The organism is Murimonas intestini (genome assembly GCF_024622195.1).
Lineage (GTDB): Bacteria > Bacillota > Clostridia > Lachnospirales > Lachnospiraceae > Murimonas > Murimonas intestini.
Genome location: NZ_JANKBI010000021.1, coordinates 75823 through 87771, shown reverse-complemented (window position 1 = coordinate 87771; position 11949 = coordinate 75823). Strand labels below are relative to the sequence as shown.

Here is an 11949-nt window from a genome sequence, read left to right as displayed (position 1 = left end):
TTCATCTCACCTCACAGTCGCTGAGCCCGGGATTTTTCTGCAGGGCTTCCAGGGAATTGTAAATATCAACAGCGTCTGCATCCATCTCCCAGTCATCCATGTTCTGGACCACCTGATAAATACATTTTATTATCTGTGAGATAACAGGCGTATGTGATGCAGTGCGGGCATAGTACATGAGATTTTCAGAAAAATATGCAGAATCTGCCAGCAGCAGCCTCACAGATATTCCCAGCTGGTTTCTTAAAATTTCCCTCACCACTGTCCTTATGCCCTGCCCTCTCTCATTATCTTTTTCCGGAAGAAGCACTGCCATATTTTCCAGCTCTGATCTGTCCATTCTTCTGCACTTTTCTAAAATTTCCTCAGAGTACTCTTTTGCACTGTCATGGACTGTCACCAGCAGGATACAAGGCCCTTCTATGCTTTCTGCCAGTCCCTCATGAGAAAATACTCTGAGGCCGCAGTTTCTTATCTTAACTGTCTCAAGTTCTCTTTTAAGATGATCAAGCGTGACTGCCGCCTTCCTCATAGCTTCTCTGTAAAAGTCCAGGCTCCGGGCCAGTTCATGGGCAGCATACATAACTTTCCCAATCTCCGCCTCTGTCTCAATAGCCTCCCAGCGGGAATTGAACTTACATGTACATTCCGACAGTTCACCTTTTCTTTTCAGCCCCTCTGCCTGATTTGCCAGCTCTTCTTCAAATCTTTCATAGTCATACCTGCGCCCTGTAAACATGATTTCAAATTCATCATCATTCAGCTGCCTGGCTAACTCAGGCAGTATCCCCTTCCAATTTATATACCCTTCTCTTCTGGGCAGCAGCCACTTATCCATTCCCTGTTCACATACAAGGGAATACAGTCTGTTTTTTGTGCTTCGGACGGGCTTTTTGTCTATGCATACCCCCGTCCTCACCTGATTGATCCCCCAATATGGATATACATACAATTCTACAGCTTTCACCCGGACATCCCCCCTTTCTCTTTCCGTACAATCACGCCGCCTGGAATAGTCCAGACGGCGCTTGAAAAATTATTAAATTCACCGGACTCCCGGATAGTTACACCTTGTCTATTTCTTCCAGTATTCTCTGGTATCTGTTCAGGAACTGTTTCTTCTCTTCTACCTTAAATTCAATATCCTTCTTTTCATCAAGTGTTGCCTCTACCTGATTCTCAATCTGCCTGATATCCCCAAAAGCTGCTTCTCTCATGCCGGCCTTCAGCTTATTCAGTTCCTTGTTCAGCTGTCTCTCCATATTCTCAGTGATCTCCTTTTCCTTCTGAGCCCCTGTAAGCTGGCTCCTGTACTCTTTGATCACCTTATTGCAGACAGTATCCTTGATCCTTGCAATAGTCCAGCCCACACCGGCAAACATGGCAACAATGCCGCCTATGATAAATGCCCCCAGCCCCACAGGGGTGAACAGGGATGCTATCCCAAGTGCAAATCCCACAGCAAACTGGCATGTGAGGGTACGCGCCATTGCCTGTCCTCCCAGAACGCCTCCCACCAGTGCTGTCATCCAGTCCCCCGTGAATAATGCATATACTACAGCCGCTGTCTTGGATGTACCTGAGGATAATTTTGCCTCCTGTTTCTGGAAATTCAGTCCCACCTTGATCTGCGTGATGTTATTATCCAGATTCATTGCCTGCTTTTCTATCTTTTTCCCCACTTCCTTTAATTTCTCATTGAGCTTTGGCACAAATACAGTTTTTGACCAGTCAATAGAATAATTCTCTATCTTTCTGTTAATAAAGCTGCTGAATTCATCTGTTATTGCCTGTGCAGTCTGTTTAAGCTTAAATATATTTGTATCCACAGAGCATTCATACTCATTCTTCCACACCTCCAGCTGCCCTGATGCAGACTTTGCAAAGGATGACATGACAGGACGCATTTCCACCACAAGATTATCCAGTTCCAGATTGAAATTTTTAGTCAGCAGCTCCGCCTGGGATTTGGCATTTGCCATCTTTTGTCTGACTGCTCTGATCCTGTCCTCGAATTCCTCCAGAGGCATATCTACAGTGTTCAGCGATTCCTTAATTGTCTGTATGGCTTCTTTGTTTACCGCTCTCATGGCCTTCTTGACAGCCTGGGTCTTTTCCAGCCCTTTCAGCTCCGCCAGGTATACTTCCAGATACCTTTCCAGATCCCTGAAGCCTGAATTTCTTAATTCCTCCATGTCATTATTCTGTTTTGCCCTGAGGGCCTGCAGGTTGCTCACCATGTGGAGGCTGTTATGTCCCAGCTGCTTTACATACTCCTTTTCAAAAAGCCTGCTGTGAGGTTCCAGGTTTCTTGTCATAACCTGTTTAAATTCCCGTATTTCCTCCTCATCCCCGTCCGCGTTTCCCATGAGCATATCATAATAAGTGACTACAAAAACAGGCATCTCAAATCCCCTGTTATTTAAGTCCTCCAGTGTCTCTTTATCTATCTTGGTATAACAGTGAAGAGCGCTCATGCAATAAATGATTGCATCTGCTGAAGGAATATATTCCTTTGTCACCTGGTCATGGCTTGTAGGGTCATTGAGTCCCGGGGAATCAATCACTTCCACTCCATCCTTTAAAATATCAAGGGGCCATGTGACAACTATCTTTTCAAAGGGAGTATCTATGGTGTCCCCAACCTTTACATTCTGGCTCTCCTTATGGTTGATAAGGCAGTACTTCTTCAGATCCTTCAGCTCTATATTAAACGGAGAATCTCCTCCCTTCCACCTGCCCTTTCTGGGGTAAATGGTAATGCTCTTATTCTGGGAATACCGTATGATTGTAATAATAGCCGTGGCCGGCAGAGCTTTTGTGGGCAGGATATTTTCACCTAATAATGCATTTACCATGCTCGATTTTCCTGAGCTGAAAGCTCCCATAACCATGATCCTGAAGGTGTTGGATGAATTTTTCTTCTTCAGCTCTTCTATTTTTTTATGCAGATCCTCCCTGGTACCCAGATAATCTATGATGCCCTCCTGAGTGTCCAGCATTCCGTTTAATTTTCTTACTTCTTCTTTGTACTTCGTAAAATCCATTCTCTTACCCCCATGTCTATTCAGATACGTAATGTCCGAGAAGCTCTTCACACCTTTTTATGAGGCTGTTTAATTCCCTGCGCCTCTTCACCAGCTCTTTGCTTCCCGTTTCTTCATCATTGGCCAGAGCGATCTGGTTCTGTTTTATTTCCAGCAGCATGCTCTCATAGATATAATTGATCATTTCTTTTACAGCCTGGGCGTTCTGCTGGTAACACTCATTCACATGATTCTCTATTTCTTTGGTGAGAGCCTCCAGCTGTTCTTTTTCATTTATATTTTCTGTCAGCGCCCAGGCTCCCGTACCCAGCACTGCAGCCGCCCCGAGAAATTTGCCGCCCACTGATGCCATGATCCCTCCCACTGCCAGAGACACAGGTGCAAATAAAATGCTCCCGGCCACCCCGGCAGTGCTTACGGCAAAGGCTCCTATAGCCAGCTTCTTTCTTTTTCCAAATTTTTCACTTACCTCGTTATCCTCAACTTCCGGGTTAGTAAACTCTGCCTCCCCGTGTTCATCTGTCAGGCTCAATTTTATAGAAAACTTTTTTTCGGCCTCATCTATGATCCACTTTCTGTCATTCTCTATTGTCCTACAGAGATAACCATTTATCTCATCTGCATACAGCCTGTTGTGCCTGTCAAGCTCTGCCGGAAACCTTCTGTACCACCACTCTTTCTTAGAGGATGCCCTCTTCATGGATTCAGCCAGCTTTTCAGCCGCCTGCTCACCTGCCTTTTTTACCTGTTCCATAGCCTGCTTTGTCAGATCCAGCTGCCTCTCTTTTAATTCTGTCTGTATCCTGCTCCATTCCAGAAGTTCCTTCTCCTGCTCATCCTTCTGTTTTTCCTGCTCTTTTATATCTTCCTTTTCCTCTTCTGAGAGCTTTCTGCCCTGTTCTGCCAGACTTTCTTCAATCGTTTTCAGCAGATATATCCCCATCAGGAAAATTTTGACCTCCCTGTCCTCCTCATCTGTAGATGTTTTTTCCAGGAGGTCTTCTCTTAATTTATTTTTATCCTGACCATCCAGGATTATGATGTCCGGTGCGTTCCCTATCTGTGCCAGGTTATCTTTTATGTATTCCAGTACCTCTTCTCTTTCCTGTTCTTCTACAAGATCCATCTTTCCCACTGCCGCCGTGACAGGAATACCATGTGAAATACATATTTGAAGAGCCTTCAGGTCTTCTGCTGATACTGGCGCCACCCCCGTCACCAAATAGATCACACTGTCCACATCCCAGATAACAGAATAGAAATTATCCTTTTCCAGATAAACCTCATATGGCAGCTCCAGCCAGTCATTCTCTTCCCCCTGGATCAGAACAGGCTCCTTTTCCTCTGAAGGCAGCATAGATACGGGAGCTATGTCCTTTTTCATAAGCATGTTGATAAGTGTACTCTTTCCCGAATTGTCACCCCCTGTGACTGCGATCAGCTTCCTGCTGCCGTTTCTGATCTTTCCGGCCTTTTCTTCAAACTCCTTCCAGAGTCCGCTGCATCCGGCATCTTTTGCCAGTTTCTCCAGATCTTTAAAAAATTTTTCTTGTGCCATTTAATTTCTCCTTTCACAATCTTATCTGCTTCTTTTCCATTGCTCCAGATTCATTTTCAGTCTCCTTATTTCTTCTTTTATTTCCTCCTTTTCACTTTTTTCCTTCATCACCGCTGCTTTTTGGGATTCTATATTTCCCACTATCTGATCGTATACAGACTGATACCTCTTCTCTAACTGATCCTTATAAGCGGCCAGTCTGTTACTCTGCTCTGTAACAGCGCTGTTCACATTTTCAATAAGCAGCGCTTCTATTTTATCCGCAATCTCAGGAAGAGCTGCCGAGAAACTGTTCAGGACTTTTGTCCTGCTGCTTTCCACAAACAGTGAATCTCCTCCCACTATTCCAAGAAACAGGCCTCCCACAGCAAGCAGAGGACCTCCCACTATGAGCCCTACGCCTATTCCAATGCCTGCCGCCCATTTATCTCTTGAATTTGCATTTTTATTTTCCTGTTTCTGTACATCAGTTATGGCATTTCCAATGAGGCTGTTTATCACTGATACATCTGATCCGGCATGGCGGCCTTGTACCTCATTTTCTGCTTCTGCCCCTATGGTCCCATAATATTTTATGAGAATTTCATCCAGTTCTTTTTTCAGCTCCAGAGTCTTCTTACCGGCCAGGTCACAGTAGTACTCTGCCCTTCCTATCATTCCCTGACTGCTTTCCGTCACAGCTGCATTTAATCCTTTTTCGTTCTGTACATACTTTGTGATATCCAGCCTTTTCTTTCGTTTGGCCAACTCCTCTCTCACCTTTGCCACGGCCTGTACCTTCATGGCCTCCTTATCGTCAGACAGGCTTTTCTTAAACTGCTTTTTGACAGCTCTTATTTTCCATTCCCTCTCTTTATAGCTTTCATCCAGGGTACGCCTAAGGTTGGGTACAGACGCTTCACGCAGCCTGCTCTCTTTTTGGGTTATCTCCTCCATCTTCAGATCTACTGTCTTATTCATTTCCTGAAGCAGGTTATCCAGCAGCCCTGCAGTCCGTTCAGCCAGGATACGTTCCCGTTTTTTTCTCAGATTGTCCATGAGCTGTTCTTCTGCTTTCTGAAACTTACTTCTCCAGTATTCATCTTTACCTGCCCTTCCGGCTGAGCACGAAAGCAGGAAGGGATCTTTCAGATGAAATTTATTTTTTATCTTCTCACGTGCAAACTCAGTAATTTCTTCTCTCTCACCCTCCTGTACCCTGTCCATCATAGTGATCATCAGCACAGCATGCTTCATAAACCTGGCTGCGTTCTTATTCAGAAAATCCTCAAATGTCTGCGTATACACAGAATCCGCCGGAAAAAGTATAAGGACCGTATCAGCTATATCCTCCAGTATCTTCCTGGTACGCATTTCGTGTTCAGAACTGTCCTTTTTTCCCGGATTAACTCCCGGTGTGTCTATAATGACCATTTTTTCAGGAAGGCTGTTCCTGGGGAGGAATATTTCTATCTTTTCCATTTTCTTGACAGCATCCTCCACGGTAGTCATGTATGCCAGTATATCCTCAAGCTTCTCAGGAAACTGAAGATGCTCGTTATACTCTATCCAGGACCTTCCGTCTTTTGAAAGGGTCTTATACAGGCCGGGGCCTGTCTCTTTATATGCTTCCACCACAGTCTTCCCGCCATCTTCCCATATTTTTATAAAATAGCCCTTTCTGTCTGCCAATGCGGCACATATATAGAGATAGTCCTCTCTTCCATTAAACAGATATGCCGGCGCAGCAGTTGTCACCATAAATCCTGTTTTTAAAAGATTTCTGTGTATAAGCGTATTAATCAGAGTACTTTTGCCGGAACTGAATTCTCCTATAACTGCTATATTAAGTTTGGAATCCCGCTGTTTTTCCCATATACTGTTAAAATTATCCTGGAATATCCTGTTCTGTTCTTTACCAAAAACCTTCGCACTGACCAGTTCCCCGGTAGATTCAATAATTTTATTTAGTGAATACATTTTCCTCTCTCTTTTCTTTGTCGTCTGTTTATAAATGTCATTATATCGTATTACCGATTCTTTTACAACGTTTATACGTTATATTCAGATTTAATTTCCTTCTCCTCAGGTATAAAAAATGTGATAATTTTCCCGCCTTTCTTTCATCTCTTCCCTCGTAAATTCTAAAAAGCTCCTCCATCTCTTTCCTCCACATCCTCTGCTGCCTGTCATCTCCCAGATACAGCAGCCAGAACAGATCCTCACACTTGTACATATCGGCCTTTTCCTTCTCAAACTCTTTCATAAAATCCCTGCGTATATCTTCATAAGAAAGGTCATCTATTAATTTTTTTCTTTTTCGCAGCCTGAGGCTGCAGCAGGCAAAGGCCAGATTGTCTCCTGAGAGAGCCATATTCCAGAGCATTCTTTTCTTTTCTGTTTTTTTCCTGCGGCGCCTGTTCATTCCTTCCTCCTTTAATTTATCCTTTAGCTGCCTTTACAGCTGATAGCTTAATAATAAACCATGGATTTTTTATCCCGTCCAACTTGTTTCCGTATATAACGTATAAACGTCACTATTCAGACGGTTTAATACATCTACCTTTTGGGAATAATTGTCCATATAATAATTTCAAGTAAATGCACGATATAACGTTAAAGCGGTATAACCAAGGATAACTGCCGATATGGCAAGATTAGAAAAGAGAAAAAAATTATGGAAGATTTTAACCCGATTTCCAGGATAAATGAGCTTTGCCGGGAACGCAGATGGTCGTTGTACCAGCTGGCAAAGGCTTCAGAGATACCATACTCCACTTTAAACACTATGATAAACAAGGCCAATATGCCAACTATTGCAACACTGAAAAAGCTCTGTCTGGGCTTTGGCATTTCAATGGCTGAATTTTTTGAGCCTGACCAGAATTTTTCCGGCCTGACAGATGATCAGATAAAATGTCTGAGTCTCTGGAACAGAATGACAGTCCATGATAAGGAGCTGGTCATTGCCTACATGAAAGGCAGGCTGGGAGAAACGTAAATAATGAGAACAAAAGAAGAGCGGATCTTTACAGGAACTTATTTTATCCCCGTAAAGATCCGCTCTTCTCTCTTAATTTAGTCCAGATGGAATACTGTCTTCAAGTCAATTGTCACCGGGCTGTTGTCAGGATTTGTCTCCATGATATCAGCCATATAATCCCACCATTTCCTGTTGATAGCCGTATCTGCACCCTTTGCCCACAGCTCTTCATCTTCGATTTCAATATAGCCGAACAGCGTGAGTGTCTCCCTGTCCAGAAAAATCGTATAATTTTTTCCGCCATGTTCATGGATCATATCCTTCATCTCAGGCCACAGCAGGTTATGGCGTCTCTCATATTCTTCCTCCTGACCCGGGAAGAGTTTCATCTTGAATCCCTTTACCATCACTAAATCCTCCTTCTGCTCTCATATGTTAATATAAGTTATTTTACATCAACATACAATTTAAAGCAACTATGCATCACCTTCCTCTGCCTTATATAATACGATTTCGTCCGTTTCCCTGTTGGCTGCCAGTATATATGTGCTGCCCCCGTATTCATAACAGAGGACATTTGCCGCTCCCGCATCTGTATCCAGCACATCAGCCTTAAATTCACCCTGGACGCCTGACCGCCAGGAGAACATGAGAAGCTTCCTGCTGCCCTTCCTGTGCCCGATCAAAGCCGATGGCCGGCCGCATACCATACCTGCCCAGATGGCATGGGCAAATTCCGCTTTCTCACTGTACGTGTATACTTTTTTATAGGAGTTGGCGGCCTCCCTGTAAATACATACTGTGTCTCCATGGAACGGTTCAATTGTGACCATTTCATCACTGCCGTCTCCGTCCAGGTCAGCAAATGTCATATCACTTGCGGGAAGGTCTGTCAGCTGTCTGATCCTCCACTCTCCCTGGCCCTCTCCTGGCGGAAGAAACTGAAAGATGCCCTGCTCTGCGGCTATCACTGCGCATGTGGATCCGTTCACACTTCCCTGGTAGTAGCCGTGGTTTTTCAGAAGTCCTTCTTTTAATACCTTCATTTCTAACTGATTGTCCTCACTGCAGACTGTCAGGTCTTCAGGAAGTTCACACGCATACACCTTTCCCGGATAAGACCAGTCATCCTTGTAATCTCTCCCGGAACACAGAGTGGCTGCTATAAGATAATGCTTTTTACCGCTGCTGAGAATTCCGAATCTGTGTACATGAGGCAAAAATTTAATTACCGATGTCTTCCATCCTCCCTCCGGGGCGGGCCTACACAGAATGATCCTGGCCTTCTTTGAGTCATTTGGAGAGTAGAATTCCCTTGTAGCCAGGAACCATCCGTCTGTATCCGGCACCTGAACCATAGACATTGTGCCGCTTGGCCCCTTCCACACAGTTTCCTCATAATTCCCCTGCATATCCATCATGATACAGTCATCCGTCTTCTCTGCCGCCACCAGCATATGGTGTTTTCCTCTGTAAAAAAGCGGCGCTATGGAATAACATTTTTCCATCTCAAATACTGTCTTTTTCTCTACCTTCATAAGAGTCCCTCCTACAATACAGAGCGGTAGGGTACATTTGGCTCATCCGTGAAGCAGTCCTCAAATCCTCTTCTGTAGTGGTACTGCAGCTTTTCTCTGTCATCCGGGTAGGTGAATTTCCCCCCCACTTCCCAGATAAAAGGCCTGAATTTATAATTCAGGACATGCTTCTTATAGTTGTACAGCATCAGTATTTCACCAGGATCAGCTTTGAAATTAGTCCATACATCATAGTGGAAGGGTATCACAACATCTGTCTGAAGCGCTTCCGCCATCCTCAGTATATCTACTGATGTCATCTTATCCTGATTTCCCACAGGATTCTCCCCATAAGAGCCAAGGGCCACATCTATATGATGGTCCTTTCCATGTTTTGCATAGTAGACAGAATAGTGGGAATCGCCGCTGTGGTAGATATTTCCTCCCGGAGTCTTAAAAAGATAGTTTACGGCCTTTTCATCCATATCTGTAGGGCAGATACCAGCCAATGGCTTGTCCGCTGTCACCAGGCATGTCCTGTCAAAAGAATCCAGCACTACGATCTCCACATCCCCGATCTTTACAGTATCACCCGGCTTTACGATTATACAACGCTCCCTGGGTATTCCATATCCCAGCCACTTCTTTACACTTTCCAGCGGTCCTATAAATGGCACGTCAGGGCTGCAGTTTTTCATAACAGCCGATGCAAAAAACGGGTCAATATGATCATTATGGTAGTGGGTAGACAGCACTGCATCTACCTTTGTCACACCGAAGGGGTCGTATACAACAGGCGCTGCCCTTAAATTAGGCTGTGTCATTCTTCCCCCTGTCATATTGCGCATCTGATGGTATTCATCCATATATTTATTTTTCTGAGTTCTTTTACCGTTTCCAAACCACAGATCCACAGCTATATTAGTATTTTTCTCTGTCTTGATCCAGATCCCTGTACATCCCAGCCACCACATGGCAACCGTATTTGGTTTCACGATCTCCTGGTCGATCTCTTCATTCAGCCATGTTCCCCATTCAGGAAAGGCTCCCAGTATCCATTTTTCTCTTGTTATCTCATCTATTTTGCTCATAACATCCTCCTTACTCTCTGCAGTTTCTTCTGCTGTATATTTTTTTATTGTTAACCCTTGACTGCCCCTGCCATCATTCCTTCCTGGACCTTCTCATGGAAGAGCAGATATATGATGATAAGAGGAAGCACCGACAATATGATAGATGCAAATATGGGGCCCATCCTTGCTGAATAATCCCCCTTGAAATACATCAGGCTCCTTGATACAGGATATTTATTTGGTGATGAAAGCAAAATGACAGAAAATACAAGCTCACTGTATGCATACACAAAGCTTATGATGGACACAGTTGCAATAATAGGCTTTGACAGAGGAAGTATCATCCTGAACAACACTCCCAGCATGCCGCACCCGTCAATTGTCGCCGCCTCATCGATCTCGCTGCTCACTCCCTTTATATAACCTGTCATAAGAAAGATTGCCTGGGCCAGCTGGAATGTAGTGTATACAAGGATCAGCATCCAGTACGTGTCATAGCCTTTCATAGACGCGGCTATTTTAGATATCGGTATTATGGTTGTGTGGATAGGGACCATAACCCCCAGCAGGAACAGCATATATACAGGCTTTACAAAAAAGTACTTCTGCCTTGCCAGAATATAAGCTGCCAGCATACCTACAAGAACAACGCATACTGTAGTCAGGGCTGCAAGAAAAAGTGAATTTCCTATTGACCGTATCATATTTGCAGAGAACAGTGCGTCTGCGTAATTTTGCCATATCATTTTTGTAGGCAGTGCAAACATGTTCCCGAATATCTCCTCATTATCCTTTAAAGAAGACAGGAAGGTAACTAAAAGAGGATACAGGGTAACTATTGACCAGAACCACGCAAAAACATTTAGTACTATAGTTGAAATTTTTATTTTTTTCATCTTCTTCCCTCCTCCCTAGTCTTCTGATTTCATAGCTTTATTCAGCCCGATGCTGAGAGCCAGCCCCAGTATCAGGATAACCACCCCGATGGCATTTCCTTTTCCGAAATTCTTGGAAGAGAATGCTTCGTTGTATAAAAGTGTGGCAGGCACTTCTGAAGAATGGTTTGGCCCTCCCCCTGTCATGGAAAACATCAGGTCGAATGTCTTCAGGCATCCGGTGACACAGAGGACTGCAAATATCTTAAAGGATTCCTTCATCATGGGTATTGTAATATACCTGAGTGACTGGCCCTTATTTGCCCCGTCAATAATGGCTGATTCATAGATTTCAGAAGGAATGGCAATAAGGCCTGCCGCAAATATCAGCATGTTAAAACCGGCAAAAATCCACTCGTTTACTAAAACTACTGATATTACATTCACAGTCTGGGTGCCCAGCCAGTTAATGGCAAGCTGCTCAAGCCCCACTGATTTCAGCACAGTATTTAAAAGGCCCCAGTTTGGCTGAAGTATATAGACCCACATCAGACCGACTGCTGTTACAGGCAGCATGACAGGAATATAATAAGCCGTCTTGAAAAACCGCACTCCCTTTATCTTGGATGTGACAATATACGCTAGAACAAACGCCAGCGGCATGAGCACCACAAATCCGCCTATCATGAAAAACAGACTGTTTCTCAGAGACAGCCAGAACGTACCTGACTTCATGACTGAGATATAATTATTAATGCCTACAAATGTCATGGGCGCCCCTGCTATTCCCTTCCATTTGTAAAATGACATTATAACTGCCTGGATAATAGGGTTCAGCAGAAATACACAAAATAATGTGAGGGCAGGCACCAGAAAAAGAATGGACCATACTAATCTACCTGTTTTCTTTCCCATTT

At 44.0% G+C, this 11949-nt stretch carries 11 protein-coding genes; 1 reads left to right on the top strand and 10 read right to left on the bottom strand.

Translation table 11 applies throughout. The features are described from left to right. Position 1 precedes the first annotated feature (1 nt). The 5 genes from NSB28_RS21960 to NSB28_RS21940 form a co-directional block, all read right to left on the bottom strand. Positions 2 to 967 carry a hypothetical protein gene (locus tag NSB28_RS21960; RefSeq protein ID WP_109748593.1) on the bottom strand — a complete coding sequence of 322 codons (966 nt, stop codon included), beginning with the start codon at positions 965 to 967 and terminating at the stop codon, positions 2 to 4. A gap of 97 nt (positions 968 to 1064) precedes the next feature. Further along, complete coding sequence (locus tag NSB28_RS25255) at positions 1065 to 3047, bottom strand: dynamin family protein (RefSeq protein WP_109748594.1); 1983 nt, start codon at positions 3045 to 3047, stop codon at positions 1065 to 1067. Between the two features lie 16 nt (positions 3048 to 3063). Next, on the bottom strand, positions 3064 to 4605 hold the full coding sequence (locus NSB28_RS21950; protein ID WP_109748595.1) for a P-loop NTPase family protein: 1542 nt from the start codon (positions 4603 to 4605) through the stop codon (positions 3064 to 3066). Positions 4606 to 4626: 21 nt separating this feature from the next. Beyond that, the gene (locus NSB28_RS21945; protein ID WP_109748596.1) at positions 4627 to 6564 is read right to left on the bottom strand and encodes a dynamin family protein; all 1938 of its coding nucleotides are present in this window, start codon (positions 6562 to 6564) and stop codon (positions 4627 to 4629) included. A gap of 40 nt (positions 6565 to 6604) precedes the next feature. Next, on the bottom strand, positions 6605 to 7009 hold the full coding sequence (locus tag NSB28_RS21940) for a hypothetical protein (RefSeq protein WP_109748597.1): 405 nt from the start codon (positions 7007 to 7009) through the stop codon (positions 6605 to 6607). Between the two features lie 252 nt (positions 7010 to 7261). Here NSB28_RS21940 and NSB28_RS21935 point away from each other — a divergent pair, with 252 nt between their 5' ends. Beyond that, positions 7262 to 7585 carry a helix-turn-helix domain-containing protein gene (locus tag NSB28_RS21935; protein WP_109748598.1) on the top strand — a complete coding sequence of 108 codons (324 nt, stop codon included), beginning with the start codon at positions 7262 to 7264 and terminating at the stop codon, positions 7583 to 7585. Between the two features lie 77 nt (positions 7586 to 7662). Here the strand turns inward: NSB28_RS21935 and rhaM are convergent, their stop codons facing one another. From rhaM to NSB28_RS21910, 5 genes are all read right to left on the bottom strand, one after another. Beyond that, positions 7663 to 7974, bottom strand: coding sequence for an L-rhamnose mutarotase (gene rhaM, locus NSB28_RS21930; RefSeq protein WP_187374399.1), 312 nt, complete (start codon positions 7972 to 7974; stop codon positions 7663 to 7665). Positions 7975 to 8043: 69 nt separating this feature from the next. Then, entirely contained in the window at positions 8044 to 9105 is a 1062-nt protein-coding gene (locus NSB28_RS21925; RefSeq protein ID WP_109748600.1) for a hypothetical protein, read from the bottom strand. 11 nt (positions 9106 to 9116) lie between these two features. Further along, positions 9117 to 10175: an L-ascorbate 6-phosphate lactonase gene (gene ulaG / locus NSB28_RS21920; RefSeq protein ID WP_109748601.1), complete on the bottom strand. Its 1059-nt coding sequence runs from the start codon at positions 10173 to 10175 to the stop codon at positions 9117 to 9119. 50 nt (positions 10176 to 10225) lie between these two features. Beyond that, positions 10226 to 11053: a carbohydrate ABC transporter permease gene (locus NSB28_RS21915; protein WP_109748602.1), complete on the bottom strand. Its 828-nt coding sequence runs from the start codon at positions 11051 to 11053 to the stop codon at positions 10226 to 10228. 15 nt (positions 11054 to 11068) lie between these two features. After that, a complete protein-coding gene (locus tag NSB28_RS21910; RefSeq protein ID WP_109748603.1) occupies positions 11069 to 11947 on the bottom strand; it encodes a carbohydrate ABC transporter permease in 879 nt (292 codons plus the stop codon). Between the last annotated feature and the right edge of the window lie 2 nt (positions 11948 to 11949).

What these genes read in the sequence shown, in the direction of transcription:
- NSB28_RS25255 (WP_109748594.1), bottom strand. Translation starts at nt 3,047, where the DNA reads ATGGATTTTACGAAGTACAAAGAAGAAGTAAGAAAATTAAACGGAATG.
- NSB28_RS21950 (WP_109748595.1), bottom strand. Translation starts at nt 4,605, where the DNA reads ATGGCACAAGAAAAATTTTTTAAAGATCTGGAGAAACTGGCAAAAGAT.
- NSB28_RS21945 (WP_109748596.1), bottom strand. Translation starts at nt 6,564, where the DNA reads ATGTATTCACTAAATAAAATTATTGAATCTACCGGGGAACTGGTCAGT.
- NSB28_RS21940 (WP_109748597.1), bottom strand. Translation starts at nt 7,009, where the DNA reads ATGAACAGGCGCCGCAGGAAAAAAACAGAAAAGAAAAGAATGCTCTGG.
- NSB28_RS21935 (WP_109748598.1), top strand. Translation starts at nt 7,262, where the DNA reads ATGGAAGATTTTAACCCGATTTCCAGGATAAATGAGCTTTGCCGGGAA.
- rhaM (WP_187374399.1), bottom strand. Translation starts at nt 7,974, where the DNA reads ATGGTAAAGGGATTCAAGATGAAACTCTTCCCGGGTCAGGAGGAAGAA.
- NSB28_RS21925 (WP_109748600.1), bottom strand. Translation starts at nt 9,105, where the DNA reads ATGAAGGTAGAGAAAAAGACAGTATTTGAGATGGAAAAATGTTATTCC.
- ulaG (WP_109748601.1), bottom strand. Translation starts at nt 10,175, where the DNA reads ATGAGCAAAATAGATGAGATAACAAGAGAAAAATGGATACTGGGAGCC.
- NSB28_RS21915 (WP_109748602.1), bottom strand. Translation starts at nt 11,053, where the DNA reads ATGAAAAAAATAAAAATTTCAACTATAGTACTAAATGTTTTTGCGTGG.
- NSB28_RS21910 (WP_109748603.1), bottom strand. Translation starts at nt 11,947, where the DNA reads ATGGGAAAGAAAACAGGTAGATTAGTATGGTCCATTCTTTTTCTGGTG.